Annotated in this window: 15 protein-coding genes; 7 read left to right on the plus strand and 8 right to left on the minus strand. The window is 71.4% G+C overall.

Annotation, left to right across the window (positions count from 1 at the left end; translation table 11 throughout):
- Positions 1–402 precede the first annotated feature (402 nt).
- From cas5c to cas2, 6 genes are read left to right on the plus strand one after another with little or no spacing between them, the layout of a single operon-like run.
- A complete protein-coding gene (gene cas5c / locus ACL02R_RS03795) occupies positions 403–1,083 on the plus strand; it encodes a type I-C CRISPR-associated protein Cas5c (RefSeq protein WP_412795395.1) in 681 nt (226 codons plus the stop codon).
- 4 nt (positions 1,084–1,087) lie between these two features.
- Positions 1,088–2,884, plus strand: a complete 1,797-nt coding sequence (gene cas8c / locus ACL02R_RS03800; protein ID WP_412795396.1) for a type I-C CRISPR-associated protein Cas8c/Csd1 — start codon at positions 1,088–1,090, stop codon at positions 2,882–2,884.
- 39 nt (positions 2,885–2,923) lie between these two features.
- Complete coding sequence (cas7c, locus tag ACL02R_RS03805; protein WP_412795397.1) at positions 2,924–3,814, plus strand: type I-C CRISPR-associated protein Cas7/Csd2; 891 nt, start codon at positions 2,924–2,926, stop codon at positions 3,812–3,814.
- The gene (gene cas4, locus ACL02R_RS03810) at positions 3,811–4,488 is read left to right on the plus strand and encodes a CRISPR-associated protein Cas4 (RefSeq protein ID WP_412795398.1); all 678 of its coding nucleotides are present in this window, start codon (positions 3,811–3,813) and stop codon (positions 4,486–4,488) included. The genes cas7c and cas4 overlap by 4 nt, the downstream gene beginning before the upstream one ends.
- Positions 4,485–5,519 carry a type I-C CRISPR-associated endonuclease Cas1c gene (cas1c, locus tag ACL02R_RS03815; protein WP_412795399.1) on the plus strand — a complete coding sequence of 345 codons (1,035 nt, stop codon included), beginning with the start codon at positions 4,485–4,487 and terminating at the stop codon, positions 5,517–5,519. The genes cas4 and cas1c overlap by 4 nt, the downstream gene beginning before the upstream one ends.
- Complete coding sequence (gene cas2, locus ACL02R_RS03820) at positions 5,519–5,809, plus strand: CRISPR-associated endonuclease Cas2 (protein ID WP_412795435.1); 291 nt, start codon at positions 5,519–5,521, stop codon at positions 5,807–5,809. The genes cas1c and cas2 overlap by 1 nt, the downstream gene beginning before the upstream one ends.
- A 53-nt stretch (positions 5,810–5,862) precedes the next feature.
- Here the strand turns inward: cas2 and ACL02R_RS03825 are convergent, their stop codons facing one another.
- The 6 genes from ACL02R_RS03825 to ACL02R_RS03850 all read right to left on the minus strand — a co-directional run bounded on the left by ACL02R_RS03825 (position 5,863) and on the right by ACL02R_RS03850 (position 12,040).
- Positions 5,863–6,198 (minus strand): hypothetical protein, encoded by a 336-nt coding sequence (locus ACL02R_RS03825; protein WP_412795400.1) that lies wholly within the window; start codon positions 6,196–6,198, stop codon positions 5,863–5,865.
- A gap of 512 nt (positions 6,199–6,710) precedes the next feature.
- A complete protein-coding gene (locus ACL02R_RS03830) occupies positions 6,711–7,517 on the minus strand; it encodes a DUF1295 domain-containing protein (protein WP_412795401.1) in 807 nt (268 codons plus the stop codon).
- The gene (locus ACL02R_RS03835) at positions 7,514–8,758 is read right to left on the minus strand and encodes a class I SAM-dependent methyltransferase (protein ID WP_412795402.1); all 1,245 of its coding nucleotides are present in this window, start codon (positions 8,756–8,758) and stop codon (positions 7,514–7,516) included. The genes ACL02R_RS03830 and ACL02R_RS03835 overlap by 4 nt, the downstream gene beginning before the upstream one ends.
- The gene (locus tag ACL02R_RS03840; protein ID WP_412795403.1) at positions 8,755–10,020 is read right to left on the minus strand and encodes a class I SAM-dependent methyltransferase; all 1,266 of its coding nucleotides are present in this window, start codon (positions 10,018–10,020) and stop codon (positions 8,755–8,757) included. Before ACL02R_RS03840 ends, ACL02R_RS03835 begins: the two co-directional genes overlap by 4 nt.
- Positions 10,017–10,757, minus strand: a complete 741-nt coding sequence (locus ACL02R_RS03845; protein ID WP_412795404.1) for a DUF1365 domain-containing protein — start codon at positions 10,755–10,757, stop codon at positions 10,017–10,019. The genes ACL02R_RS03840 and ACL02R_RS03845 overlap by 4 nt, the downstream gene beginning before the upstream one ends.
- 11 nt (positions 10,758–10,768) lie before the next feature.
- Entirely contained in the window at positions 10,769–12,040 is a 1,272-nt protein-coding gene (locus ACL02R_RS03850; protein WP_412795405.1) for an NAD(P)/FAD-dependent oxidoreductase, read from the minus strand.
- A gap of 189 nt (positions 12,041–12,229) precedes the next feature.
- Here ACL02R_RS03850 and ACL02R_RS03855 point away from each other — a divergent pair, with 189 nt between their 5' ends.
- Positions 12,230–12,973: an alpha/beta hydrolase gene (locus ACL02R_RS03855; protein WP_412795406.1), complete on the plus strand. Its 744-nt coding sequence runs from the start codon at positions 12,230–12,232 to the stop codon at positions 12,971–12,973.
- A gap of 3 nt (positions 12,974–12,976) precedes the next feature.
- On the opposite strand, the gene ACL02R_RS03860 is transcribed toward ACL02R_RS03855, so the two are convergent.
- Positions 12,977–13,291 carry a hypothetical protein gene (locus ACL02R_RS03860; RefSeq protein WP_412795407.1) on the minus strand — a complete coding sequence of 105 codons (315 nt, stop codon included), beginning with the start codon at positions 13,289–13,291 and terminating at the stop codon, positions 12,977–12,979.
- Between the two features lie 316 nt (positions 13,292–13,607).
- On the minus strand, positions 13,608–13,757 hold the full coding sequence (locus ACL02R_RS03865) for a hypothetical protein (protein ID WP_412795408.1): 150 nt from the start codon (positions 13,755–13,757) through the stop codon (positions 13,608–13,610).
- Positions 13,758–13,862 lie beyond the last annotated feature (105 nt).

A 13,862-nucleotide genomic window follows, 5' to 3' on the forward strand; every position in this document is an offset into this window, starting at 1 on the left:
GCTCCTCCTGTCCCCGCAAAGATGTCCCTTTGTGCCGCGGTAGAAGGGACTACAGCGGAGCCACTACCAGCACTTGCCCTGACGCCTCCGCGACAATGATCCGATCGGGGGACGGAACCCCGTCGTGAATCCGACCTGCGGAGATGACCCTGTCGGCAAGGCGGGAAGTTTACGTCGATCGATCGATTCTTTCCGCATCTGATCACTTGCGACTGCGCGACTCGGCCGACTCCCGCCGTTGTCAGTGCCCGCTGCTAGCGTCTCGCCTCGCTGGGAATCCCCGGTCGTCGGGGGTGGAAAAGGCGGCACACGAAGCTCGACAGGGAGAGCGGAGCAGCGATGACGAATGCAGATGGCGCCGATGCCCGGAGCCGTTGCGGGCGACGCGGCAACGACGGCTGGGTGTTTCCGGACCTCGTCGTGGAGACCTGGGGGCCACTCGCCTGCTTCACCCGTCCCGAGCTGAAGACCGAGCGGGTGAGCTACCCGGTCATGACGCCCTCGGCGGCTGCCGGGATTCTGGAGGCCATCTTCTGGAAGCCCGAGTTCCGGTATGTCGTGCGCAGCATCGAGGTCTTGGCGCCGATCGCCTGGACGCAGATGCGGCGCAACGAGGTCAAGTCCACGCTGAACTCCGGCCGGGTCAGGGAACTCGCACGGAACCCCGCTCTGCGCTACGACGTGGAGACCGACCGTGACCAGCGCAACACCGTCGCGCTCCGGGACGTGGCCTACCGCATCCACGCCCAGGTCGAGGTCGTCCGTGGTGCGGCGCCGGAAGAGAAGTACCGCGAGCAACTGCGGCGCCGGGTGGACCGTGGGGCGTGCTTCTCCGAACCCTTCTTCGGCTGCCGCGAGTTCCCGGCGGCCTTCGGACCGGCCACCGGCCGGCCCGCGCTGACCGATCTCACCGAGGACCTGGGCGTGATGCTGCACTCCATCCGCTACACGCCCGAGGGCGAGCGGTATGTGTGGTTCGAGGCGGAGCTGAAGAAAGGCGTCATGGACACCACGCGGCCGCTGGCCATCGACGCGTCGGCGCCCTCCCGGTCGCCGCACCGCGCGAACACCGGGGAGGACTGAGCCGATGCTGCTCCAGCGACTCACCGAATACGCCGACCGCATCGCCGACGTCCTCCCGCCGGAGTTCTACCGGGACCGCCAGATCCACTGGGGGCTCGTGCTCACCGACGACGGCCGGCGCGGCTCCCTGATCGACCTGCGCCCGGCCAAGAAGGCCAAGGGAACGGCCGTGGTACAGGCCGTGCCGTACGTGCAGCGTTCCGGGACCAAGGTCGCCCCCTTCCTCCTCGTGGACACCGCCGAATTCGTCCTCGGTGTCCCCCGGAACGCCTCCGCCCCGGACGGCCCCACCGCCAAGAACCGAGCCGAGGCCGCACGCCGCCAGGCGGACTACCGGGCTCTCGTGTCCCGTTGGACGGACACCGCGGCCGACGATCCGCGTGCCAAGGCGCTGACCACATTCCTCGACGGCGCAGGGATCTCCAGCCTCACCGTCCCGGACGACATGGACGCACGGGAGACGGTCGCCGTCATGGTGGGGGCCCAATGGCTCCACGAACTGCCGGCCGTACGCCGCCTGTGGAGCAGGATCGTCCGCGAGCGCAAGGGCGGCGCCGAGGCAACACGCGCGTTGTGCCTCGTCTGCGGGAAGGTGGGCAACCTCCTCGCCACCATCCCCGAGCCGGTGAAGAAGGGCCTCATCCCCTCCACCGGCGGCAGCAACGAGGCCCAGCTCGTCAGCGTCAACACCGAGGCCCAGGGCAGGAACGGCAGCATCCAGCTGGTCAACACCCCGGTGTGCGACCGATGCGGCGGCCGGGCCATGGCGGCGCTCAACCACCTGCTGTCCGACGAGAAGCATCGCCGCCGCTTCCCTGACAGCGTGTTCCTCTGGTGGGTCCGGGACGGCTTCGCAGGGCCCCTGATCGAGGCGCTGTATGACAACCCCCCAGACCCGGAAGCGATCAAACACTTCTTCAAAGCGCTGGACGAGCACCCGACACCCGAGTCCCTGCACGGGGTGGCCGACAAGGACTTCCACTCCCTCACGCTCGGACTCAACAACGCCAGGACCGTCGTCCGTGACTGGCTCGACATCCCCCTGGTGGCGGTCCAGGCGAATCTGGGCGCCTGGTACCAGGACCACGGCGTGTTCGACGGCTGGACCGGCTCCACGCGTTACCTGCCGCTGTGGCTCATGGCGCTGGCCACGGGGCGTCACAGCAAGGACCAGTACGTCAAGAACAGCGCGCCGCAGGGCATGGAACGCGACCTGTTCCTCTCCGCCGTGCGCCGCACACCGCTCCCGGCCCGCCTCCTTCCTCACCTCCTCCAGCGCATCCGCGCCGACAACCACGTGGACACCGCCCGCGTCGCGCTGCTGCGCCTTGCTCTCTCCCGCTCTCACGACCGAACGGACCGCCCCATGCCCCAGCAGCTCGACCCGGACAGCACGGACCCGGCCTACCTGTGCGGACGTGCCTTCGCCGTCCTGGAAGCCGTGCAGCGCGCCGCGCTCCCGGACATCAGGGCCACCATCGGTGACAAGTACTTCGGCACCGCCATGACCGCGCCCGGCACCGTCCTGGCGAACCTGCGGCACGGCGCCAACGCTCACCTCAAGCGCCTCCGCCGCGACAACGAGGGCGCGTACTGGGCGCTGCGCAACAGGCTCACCACGGTCTTCGCCGCGTTCGCCGACGACCTGCCGTCCCACCTGTCCGCGCGCGGGCAGGGGCGTTTCGTCATCGGCTACGAGCAGCAGCGGGCCGCCGACCTCGCCGCCGCGAAGGCGGCCAAGGACGCCAAGGCCGCGAAGAACGGCAACGCCCCCGACAGCGCCCCCACCCCCGTCGCCTGACCCGTCACGACCCCCTCCCGCCCGATCGGAGAACACAGCATGACCGACGCCCACCTCGACCCGACCCGCAAGCACGACTTCCTCTTCCTCATCGACGCCACCGACAGCAACCCGAACGGTGACCCGGACGCCGGGGGCATGCCCCGTACCGACCCCATCACCGGCCAGGGTCTGATCAGCGATGTCGCCATCAAGCGCAAGATCCGCAACACGGTCGCGCTCTTCGCCGAGCACGAGCCGGCGCCGGGCCGTCACATCTACGTGGAGGCGGGTGTCTCCCTCAACAGCCAGCACGAGCGGGCGTACAGCGACCTGGGCGACAAGGCCGACGCCGCGCAGGCCCGTGCCTGGATGTGCCAGAACTTCTACGACGTGCGGATGTTCGGCGCCGTCATGAGCACCGGGAAGAAGCAGGCGGGGCGGGTGCAGGGGCCGGTGCAGATCTCGTTCTCCCGGTCCGTCGATCCCATCACCCCGCTGGAAATCGGCATCACCCGCGTCACGCCCACCAAGCAGGAGGACGTGGACGCCTGGAACAACCCGACGGAGAAGAACAAGGGCAAGGAGACCGAGATGGGCTCCAAGCACATCGTGCCCTACGCCCTCTACCGGGGCACCGGCCACTTCAGCGCGCCGCTCGCCCACCGCACAGGTGTGAGCCGGGACGACCTGGAACTGTTCTGGCGCGCGTTCATGGGCATGTTCGAGCACGACCGCGCGTCCTCCCGCGGAGCGCTGGCCCTGCGCGGCCTGTACGTGTTCACCCACGACGACGCGTTCGGCCGCGCCCCCTCGCACACGCTCTTCGAGAGGATCACCGTCAAGAACCTGCCCGACTCCACGGCCCGCAGCATCACCGACTACGGCCCCATCGAGGTGCGGGAAGCGGACCTGCCCGCGGGCGTCACCCTGACCCGGCTCATCGGATGAACGACACCGCCACCGCCACCGCTCCGGCGAGGGCCGGTCGCGAGCCCGCGCAGGTCACGCTCTCCTCGCTGGAGCACTACGCCTACTGCGCCCGGCAGTGCGGACTCATCCTCCTGGAGGACGCCTTCGCCGACGACGCGGCCACCGTCCGTGGCACGCTCCTGCACCAGCGCGTCGACACCCCCGGCAACCGGGGACGCGGCGGCGTGAGGGTCGTCCACGCTTTGCCGGTCTGGCACGACGGCCATGGCCTGACCGGTACGTGCGACACCGTCGAGATCCACGCCGACGGGACCGTCCTGCCCGTCGAGCACAAATCCGGCCGCTACCACCCCGGTGGCCCGGCGGACGTGCAGGCAGCCGGACAAGCCATCTGCCTCCAGGAGATGTTCCAGCGCCCGGTGCCCCGGGCAGCCGTCTACTCCTCGGCCGACCGCCGCCGTCATCTGATCGACGTCACACCGGAGTTGCACGCACGCGTCCTCGCCGCCACCCATGCCGTCCGCGAACTCCTCGACACCAGTACGCTCCCGGCGCCCGCCACCGACGCGCGGTGCCGCCGCTGCTCCATGGCCACGGACTGCATGCCCCGCGTCCTCGCCCGCGCCGACCGGTACGGCAAGGCCCTCGACTCGCTTTTCACACCCGACGACCCAGAAGACGACCCGTCATGACCACCGAGCTGTTGAACACCCTCTACGTGCAGACCCAGGGGGCCGATCTCCGCCTGGACCAGGACGCGTTACGCGTCTGGCTGCCCGACACCGAGACCCGCAGATCCCTCCCCCTGCGGCGCATCGAGAGCATCGTGGTCTACGGCCACGTCAACCTCTCGACCGAACTGCTCGCCCGCTGCGCGCAGGACGCCCGTCCCGTGACGTGGATGTCCCGCTCCGGCCGCTTCCAGGCCCGACTTGACGGCGCCGTCCGGGGCAACGTCCTGCTCCGGCACGGCCAGCACCTCCTGCACGACCGGATGCCGCCCCGGATCGCCATCGCCCGCGGCATGCTCGCGGGCAAGGTCCGCAACAGCCGGTGGGTCCTGCTCCGGGCCGCCCGCGACGCACCACCGGGGCCCCGGGAGGAGATCCGTCAGGCGGCCGCCGTGCTCGCCGGAATCCTGACGTCCGCCGCCAAGGCGGAGACGATCGACGACCTCATGGGGTACGAGGGCCACGCCGCGCGCACGTACTTCGCCGCGCTGCGGCTCCTGCTCAGGCCGGCACCGGGCATCCCGCCGTTCACGCACCGCGTCCGCAGGCCGCCCACCGATCCGGTCAACGCCCTGCTGTCCTTCAGCTACGGCCTGCTGCGCGGCATGGTCCACGGTGCCGCCGAACAGGTGGGCCTCGACCCGTACATCGGCTTCCTCCACGGCATCAGGCCCGCGAAACCGGCGCTCGCGCTTGACCTGATGGAGGAGTTCCGCGCCCCGCTCGCCGACCGCTTCGCGCTCACGCTCCTCAACCGGCGGCAGCTGCGGGCGGAGCACTTCGACAACCTGGCGGGCGGTGCCGTCAGCCTCACCGAGGACGGCCGCAAGGCCGTGCTGGCGGCGTGGCAGGAGTGGAAGACCGAGGAGTGGGAGCATCCCGTCGTCGGCCGGACGGTGCCGACCGGACTGCTGCCCGTCGTGCAGTGCCGCCTCCTGGCCCGCCACGTCAGAGGCGAACTGCCGGGCTACCTCCCGTGGAACCCGTCGTGATGGACCTCCTCCTCACCTACGACGTGGACACCACAACTCCGGACGGCCGCCGACGCCTGCGCCGCATGGCCAAGCTGTGCGAGGGCCACGGGATACGCGTCCAGAAGTCGGTCTTCGAGATCGTCGCCGACGAGACGGACCTCCTGCGCCTGCTCGACACGATCGATCGCCTTATCGACAAACAACGGGACAACGTACGGATCTACCGCCTCCCCCACGCGGGCCTGACCGACGTCTGCACCCTGGGCCTCGCCCAACTGACACCCCACCGCGACGACCTCGTCCTCTGAGGGCATCAGCGGGATAGAACGGCAGCCAAGAGGCAAGGAGATCGGCCGTTGCCTCATTCAGTCGGCACAGTCGAGGGCATGGCCACCCCAACACCGTCCTTGCTGACCACCGTTACGAACGATTGCCAACTCGGCGCTCCACCGACGAAGATATGAATCAAGGGCCTGCCGACCGAAGACGGCGAGCTTTCGACAGAACATGGGCAACACATCGGAGATTTCGGCACGTCGTCTCGTCTCGACCAGTTGAGTCGTGCGATCAACTGCATGCGGAAATGCTTACGACGAATCAGCACCCAGAGCAGGGCGCTTGCCGTGATCCCGCACCCCACCCACCATTCCGTCGGCAGCATGTTGAGTACCATCTCTTCCTCCAGTTCAGAGTTCACTGAGGGGACCGGTTATCTCAGGTGACCCTTAATGCACTGATCACACTAGCGCTCCAGGCCGAACGTTGCTCGCGACACGCGGACGCCGACGGACGGCGCCGACGACAGGGGGGCGAAAACAAGAAGACGAGCCGAAAGTAATACTTTCGGCTCGTCTTCTGCTCAACTCAGATAGACCGGCACCCCGCAGTGCACTCTGTTGCGATCCTCAGCCGTCAGCGAAAACGGCCGCCAATATCTTTGGACGGCTCAATAAAAGCCGCTTAGGAACGCTAGCGCATTCGTGGTGTCCAAATTACACACGGCCAGATTGTTCGGCAGCGCCTCAGAGTCACCTACGTGAGTCCGCCGACCGTCAGCACGGCTTCGTGAAGATCGGCCAGTCTCGGCAGCGCTCGTCGGCGCAGCGCACTCTAGCTTCCGGGGACCCGCGAGACAGGGAGAGGCGAACCGACCGCGTCCGTGCCACCGCACGCGCCGAACGCCTCCTCGCTCTCTTCGGGTGAACGGGTTCAGCGGCGTGGCGGGCGGGGGAAGAAGGCGGGGGTGCGGGAGGTGTACTCCTCCCAGCCGGGGCGGTCGGCCATGTGCCGTTCCAGCAGGGCCACTCCGCTGCCCCGGGTCAGCAGCAGGCTCATCACGACCGGCGACACGACGGTGAGCGCCGCCGCCTGCCAGCTGTCGCAGACCATCATGAACAGGCCCCACCAGACGAGGAAGTCGCCGAAGTAGTTGGGGTGCCGCGTCCAGCTCCACAGGCCGCGGTCCATGATCCGGCCGTGGTGCGCCGGGTCGGACTTGAAGCGTGCGAGCTGGTGGTCACCGACCGCCTCGAAGACCAGTCCGGCGAGCCACACCGAGGCGCCCGCGTACGTCACGGGTCCGGCGCCCGCGTCCACGTGGCAGGCGGCCTGCACCGGCAGCGACACGAGCCAGACCAGCGCGCCCTGGAGCAGGTAGATCTTGCGGAGGGCGTAGGCGTTCCGGTTGCCGGGCGCCCGCGCGAGCATGCGCTCGTAGCGGGGGTCCTCGCCGTGGCCCCGGCCGCGGCGGGCGATGTGGACGGCGAGCCGCAGGCCCCAGGCGGCGGTGAGGGCGAGCGCCAGGGCGCGGCGTACGGGGTCGCCGGTGCCGGTGGCGGCGGAGACGGCGTACGAGGCGGCGGCGACGGCCGTGAAGCCGAGGCCCCAGGCGACGTCGACGATCCGGTGCAGCCCTCTGACGACGGCCACGGCGAAGGTGGCCAGCATGACGGTGAGGGCGGCGCCCGCCGCCACCGCCGCGTTCAGCCCGAAGGCGCCCCAGGCGAAGCCGCTCACCGCGCGCTCCCGTCGGCGGCGGGGCGTACGGCGAGGATCTGGTCGACGCCCATACGGCGTTCGGCGAACGCGAGGGAGGAGCCCGCCAGGTAGAGCCGCCACACGCGGGCGGTCTCCTCGCCGACCAGGTCCACGGCCTGCGGCCACAGCGTTTCGAGGCGGTCGCGCCACGCGTCGATGGTCCGCGTGTAGTGCTCGCGCAGCGATTCGGCGTGGCGCACTTCGAGGCCGGCGTCCTCCAGCATGCCGATGGTGTGGCCGAGGGGGCGCATGTGCATGTCGGGGGCGATGTACGCCTCGATGAACGGGCCGCCGCCGGGTGCGTTCGCGCCGCGGGACATCTGCTGGACGAGGAGGCGGCCGTGCGGGCGCAGCGCGCGGTGGAGGACGGCGGCGAACGCGGGGTACTGCGCGTCGCCGACGTGTTCGCCCATCTCGACGGTGGCGACGGCGTCGTAGCCGCCGCTGTCGAGGTCGCGGTAGTCGCGCAGTTCGACGCGGACGCGGTCGTCTAGGCCGCGTCCGGTGACGAGGGCGCGTACGTGGTCGCGCTGCTCGGCGGAGAGGGTGACGGCGTCGACGCGGGCCTTGTGGTGTTCGGCGGCGTGGAGGGTGAGAGAGCCCCAGCCGCAGCCGATGTCGAGGAGGCGGGCGTCGGGGGTGAGGCGGAGTTTGCGGCAGATCAGGTCGAGTTTGTCGCGCTGGGCGTCGGCGAGGGTGTGGGCGGGGTCGTCGCTGGCCCAGTAGCCGCAGGAGTAGGCCATGGTGGGGTCGAGGAGGAGGGCGTAGAAGTCGTTGGACAGGTCGTAGTGGTGACTGATCGCCGCCTTGTCGCGGGTCTTGCTGTGGAGCGTGCCGGACAGCCGGGCCTGGGTGGCGGGGGCGGGTGGGCGGGGTCCGATGGCGCCGGTGCGCAGGGCGAGGAGTGCGGCGCGGGCGCGGGCGGCCGGGGTGGGGGCGGGCGGGTGCAGGCCGCGTTCCCTGGCGGCGTCCCACAGGGTGCGCAGGGCGTCGGAGAGGTCGCCTTCGACGTCCAGGTCGCCCGTGACGTACGCCTGGGCGAGGCCGAGTTCGTCGGGCTGCCAGAGGAGGCGGCGCAGGGCGCGGGGGGTGCGCAGGACGACGAGGGGTGCGCCGGGTGGTCCGGCCTGGCTGCCGTCCCAGGCGCGCAGGCGGATGGGCGGGCGTCCGCCGAGGGCGTGGGCGAGGAGGTCGGTCAGCGCGGGGGCGACGTTCTTCACGCGGTCTCCTTGCGGGTGAGCAGCAGCTGGCGGACGTCGAGGTAGCGGGCGGTGAATCCGGCTTCGCAGTAGGCGAGGTAGAAGGTCCACAGGCGGTGGAAGACGGGGTCGAAGCCGAGGGCGGCGGCGTCGTCGGTGCGGGCGGTGAAGCGTTCGCGCCACAGGCGGAGGGTTTCGGCGTAGTGGGGGCCGAAGCCGTAGTGCGCGGCGATGCGCAGGCGGGTGTGGCGGGTGACGGTGCGGTCGATGGCTTCGGTGGAGGGGATCTTGCCGCCGGGGAAGACGTACTTGTGGATCCACGTGTAGCCCGTTCGGGTGGCGCGCATGCGGTCGTCGGGCATGGTGATGGCCTGGAGGGCGATCTTGCCGCCGGGTGCGAGGAGGCGGTCGAGCGCGGTGAAGTAGGCGGGCCAGAATTCGGCGCCCACCGCTTCGATCATCTCGACGCTGACGATGGCGTCGTACGTGCCGTCGATCTCGCGGTAGTCGCGCAGCAGGACGTGGGCGCGGTCGGCGTGGCCCGCGCGGCGGATGCGGTCGAGGGCGAGGGCGCGTTGCTCGTGGGAGAGGGTGACGGACACGACGTGCGCGCCGCGTGCGGCGGCGCGGAGGGCGAGTTCGCCCCAGCCGGTGCCGATCTCCAGCAGGCGTGTGCCGTCGCGGACGCCGGCGAGGTCGAGGAGCCGGTCGATCTTGCGGCGCTGGGCGTCGGCGAGGTCGGCCTGGCGGGCGGGGACGCGGTCGAAGAGGGCGGCGGAGTACGTCAGCGTGTCGTCGAGGAAGAGGGCGAACAGGTCGTTGGACAGGTCGTAGTGCTGCTGGATGTTGCGCCGGGCGCCTTCCGGGGTGTTGCGGTGGGCGTGGGGTGTGCGGCGGGCCCAGAGGCGGCGCAGGCGCTGGAGGGGGGCGGGCACGAGGGTGCCGACGTGCCGGGCCGGGACGGTGAGGACGGCGGCGAGTTCGGGCGCGTCCCACTCCCCCGCCATGTACGACTCGCCGAAGCCGATCAGGCCCTCCGTGCCGAGGCGGCGGAGGAACGCGTCGGTGTCGTGGATCTCCAGGCGCGGGCCGCCCGTGCCGAGGGTGGTGCCGTCGGGGAACCGGGCGGTCAGGGGCAGGCGGGCGAGGGCGCGGCGGACGACGGCGCGGGTGAGGGCGGTGCGCGCGCGGGAGGCGGGCGGTATGGCGGCCACGTCGGGCCAGCGGGCCGGGTCCACGGCCGGGACGGTCGGGCTCGGCTTCCGTGCGACGGGGGCGTTCATCGCGTGCCTTCCTGGGTCTTGTGCGGTGTAGGGGTGAGGGGTGGGCGCGGCTGGATGGGCAGGCCGCGCAGGAACAGTCGGATGCCGTGCGCGCGGATGGCGGCCGACACAGCGGCGGTGGACCACGGATGGCGCAGTGCGGCCCGCAGCAGCGCGGCGGGGGTGGCGGGGCGGCGGGTGCCGCGCAGGGTGGCGGTGAACGGGGTGCCGCCGTCGCGGTCGAGGTGAATGGTGACGTCGAGGCGTGCGCCGGGTGTGGGGAGCCGCATGCGGTAGGCGCCGTCCACGGGGAAAAACGGCGACACGTAGAACTCTTTGGGCACGCGCGCGCGGTGGTCGGCGTCGGTGCGCAGCAGGTAGCAGTGCCGCTGCCCGTACGTGTTGTGCACCTCGGCGACGACGCAGAGCTGCGTGCCGTCGGGGTCGTGGCACCAGTAGAGCGTCAGGGGGTTGAAGACGTAGCCCAGGACGCGTGCGTGGGTGAGCATCAGCACGGGTCCGCCGTGCAGTTCGACGCCCTGGGTGGCGAGGTACGCGTCGAGGCCGGCGCGGATGGTGCGGTGGGTGCCGTCGAAGTGGTCGCGTGCGTCGAAACGGGCGAGGGGGCGCAGCGGCAGGGGGATGCGGGGCGGGTGATCGGGGTCCAGCAGCCACAGGTACGTGCGGTGGCGTACGAGGTGGCGCAGCGGGCTGGTGCGGACGTGCGTCACCTGCGACGCGTACAGGGCGGGCGTCACCGGGCGGACCGTCACCAGGCGACCCCCAGCGCGCGGGCGGCTTCCACGCCGGAGCGGCAGCCGTCCTCGTGGAAGCCCCAGCCGTGATACGCACCGGCGTACGCGGTGACGGGGGTGTTGAGCCGGGGCAGCCGGGCCTGGGCGGCGACCGACTCGGGCGTGTAGATGGGGTGTTCGTAGTCCATGCGGGCCAGCAGCCGGTCCGGGTCCACGCGGTCCTCGCCGCCGAGCGTGACGACGTGCGTCGCCGGGCCGGGGAGCCGCTGGAGGCGCGTCAGGTCGTAGCTGACGCGCACCCGGTCGGCGGCGGCCGTGCAGGACGGCATGAGGTAGTTCCAGGAGGCGCGGGCGCCGGACGCGCGGGGCAGCAGGGACGTGTCGGTGTGGAGGAGCGTGGGGTTGCGGGAGTAGCGGAACGCGCCGAGGACGCGGCGTTCGTCCTCGGTCGGGTCGGCCAGCATCCGCAGCGCCTGGTCGGGGTGGACGGCGACGACGACGGCGTCGAACAGCGCGGTGGCGCCGTCACCCGTCGTCACGCCCACGCCGCGCTGGAAGCGCCGCAGCGCGCGCACCGGCGTGGCGGTCCGTACGGACGTCAGCTCCTTCGCGACGCGGTCCACGTACGCGCGGGAGCCGCCCGTCACCGTCTTCCAGGTGGGTGATCCGGAGATGCTCAGCAGGCCGTGGTGGGCGAGGAAGCGGAACAGGTAGCGGGCGGGGTAGCGCAGCGCGGTCGACGCGGAGCAGGACCAGACGGCGGAGACGAGCGGTGTGGCGAAGTGCGTGACGAAGTAGTCGGAGTAGCCCCCGGCGGTGAGGAATTCGCCGAACGTCGGCTCGCCCGCGTGCGGCGACGAGTCGAGCAGCCTGCGGGCGGCGCGGTGGAAGACGGGGACCTGCCCGAGCAGCTCCAGGTAGCGGGGGCGGAACGCGTTGCGCGGCTGGGCGAACAGACCGCGCGGGCCGCGCGCGCCCGCGTACTCCAGGCCGCAGCCCTCGCAGCGTACGGACATGCTCATCTCGGAGTCCTGCGTCTGGACGCCGAGTTCGCGGAAGAGCCGCAGCAGGGTGGGGTACGTGCGTTCGTTGTGGACGATGAAGCCGCTGTCCACGGCGATCAGGGTGTTGTCGGGGCCGGGCAGTTCGTGCGTGTGGGCGTGGCCGCCGAGCCGCGTGTCGGCCTCGAACAGCGTCACGTCGTCGGTGCGGCGCAGGATGTACGCGGCGGTCAGCCCCGCGACGCCCGACCCCACGACTGCCACTCGCCGCCGGTCCTGTGCCATGTGTCCGCCCCTTCCACCACCACTGCCTGTCAGGTTCACAGGTGCTTCGTCGCCGGGGCGGGCGCGGATTGGTCGGCGCGGGAAGAACATGCGGGGAATCAGCCGGACGGACCCATCCGGGGGCGGGCTCCGCGCCGAAGAAGGGGCAGGAGCGGACGTACTCGAAGTTCGGAAGTGAGGAGGCGGCACATGGAACGGAACCGGGCCCTGGTCATGCGCACCGGCGGCGGCGCCGGGCCGGAGGGTGCGGAGGGCGTGGTGCTCTTCCTGCACGGCGGCCGGTCGGACGGCCTGGGCCGCCCGCGCCGGTGGAACCTGCCGGCGCTGCGCATGCTCCCGTTCGCCCGCGCCGTGCGGGCGGCGGCGGGCGGCAGGGGCGTCGTCACCGGCGTCGTCCGCTACCGGCACCGGGGCTGGAACGGCGGGCGCGCCGACGCGCTGCGGGACGCGGAGGACGCGCTGACGGAGGTGGCGCGGCGGTTCGGTCCCGTGCCGGTGGTGCTGGTGGGTCACTCGATGGGCGGCCGCGCGGCGCTGCGGGCGGCGGGCCGTACGGGCGTACGCGGCGTGGTGGCGCTGGCGCCGTGGTGCCCGCCGGACGAGCCGGTGGACCAGCTCACCGGGACGCGTACGGTCCTGCTGCACGGCGACGCGGACCGGATCACCGACCCGCACGGCTCACTGGCCTTCGCCGCACGCGCCCGCGCGGCGGGGGCGGCGGTATGCCGCCTGGTGGTGAACAGCGGCGACCACGCGATGCTGCGCCGCGCCCCCGACTGGCACCGCACGACGGCGACCCTGGCGACGGGCCTGCTGGGCCTGACCTCCCTGCCCGCCGACGTGACATCCGCACTGCACAACGGCCCGGCCACAACCCGTCTCACCGGCCTGGCACTCCCCCTCCCCCGAGGCGGCCTGGCCCCGGGGGAGTGAAGGTCAGCAGCGTGTCAGGACGACGAAGTCGCCGTCCTTTTCGAGGTCGCTCCACAGCACCGCCGCTTCCTCCTCGACACCGGCGAAGAAGTAGGCGACCTCACCCTTGGCGAACTTCAATGCCACTTGTGAGGACTTGGGTGAGGCGTTCGACAGGCGCCACTCGCCCCGCCCGTCACGTGTCTCGGTCCCAAGACGGTTCTCACCTGGCGCGGCTCCGAGGAGGCTGTAGTAGCCCGTCACCGCTGACGCGGTGAAACCGCCCTCGGCCGACAGATCGAGTTCGGCACCGCCCTCACCGCACCACCTGCCCACCACCTCGGCCTCCTCCGTACTGAGCGGCGCCGGGTAGTCCGGCTGCGCGGCGCCACACCCCGCGAGGACGAGGGCACACCCCCCCCGACGAGCCGAACAACAGCCCTGGCAGTCACGACCCCACCCGCTCTCCACGTCCGGCCGTCCCCCGTCGCACCGGCAGGGAGACTTCCTGCCCCGCTCTCCGGCATGCACCGACGCGAGCATGTTCCCACCGCCGAAATGCCGTCCAGCGACCGGGTCTTCTTCACGCCCGGCCCACGGAAAGGCTGCCGCGCCCTGGCACGCGAGCAGCCCCCGGCGGCGCCGGGGCCCCCACCTAGCGCGGGCGGCCCGGTGCGGTGCCCCGCTTGGTCTCGATCCTCGCTATCTGCACCTGCGCCCACGCCCGTACGCACGCCGTCACGCCGACGCTCACCGCTACGGCTCCGAACCCCGTCACCCACACCACCGCTGTGGATGTGGCCACTGACACCTCCCGATGCGTCACAGGGCGCCCCGCACCACGGAGCCGCCCGTGACAAGGGTGTCACGGGCGGGTGCGACTGCACACCCGGCGCTGGTTGCGCACGCA

Origin of the sequence: Streptomyces sp. MS19, from assembly GCF_047200595.1 — a bacterium.
Taxonomy (GTDB): domain Bacteria; phylum Actinomycetota; class Actinomycetes; order Streptomycetales; family Streptomycetaceae; genus Streptomyces.

Coding starts and splice junctions, on each gene's coding strand:
- cas8c (WP_412795396.1), top strand. CDS start 1,088: ATGCTGCTCCAGCGACTCACCGAATACGCCGACCGCATCGCCGACGTC.
- ACL02R_RS03855 (WP_412795406.1), top strand. CDS start 12,230: ATGGAACGGAACCGGGCCCTGGTCATGCGCACCGGCGGCGGCGCCGGG.
- cas4 (WP_412795398.1), top strand. CDS start 3,811: ATGAACGACACCGCCACCGCCACCGCTCCGGCGAGGGCCGGTCGCGAG.
- ACL02R_RS03850 (WP_412795405.1), bottom strand. CDS start 12,040: ATGGCACAGGACCGGCGGCGAGTGGCAGTCGTGGGGTCGGGCGTCGCG.
- cas1c (WP_412795399.1), top strand. CDS start 4,485: ATGACCACCGAGCTGTTGAACACCCTCTACGTGCAGACCCAGGGGGCC.
- ACL02R_RS03840 (WP_412795403.1), bottom strand. CDS start 10,020: ATGAACGCCCCCGTCGCACGGAAGCCGAGCCCGACCGTCCCGGCCGTG.
- cas2 (WP_412795435.1), top strand. CDS start 5,519: ATGGACCTCCTCCTCACCTACGACGTGGACACCACAACTCCGGACGGC.
- cas7c (WP_412795397.1), top strand. CDS start 2,924: ATGACCGACGCCCACCTCGACCCGACCCGCAAGCACGACTTCCTCTTC.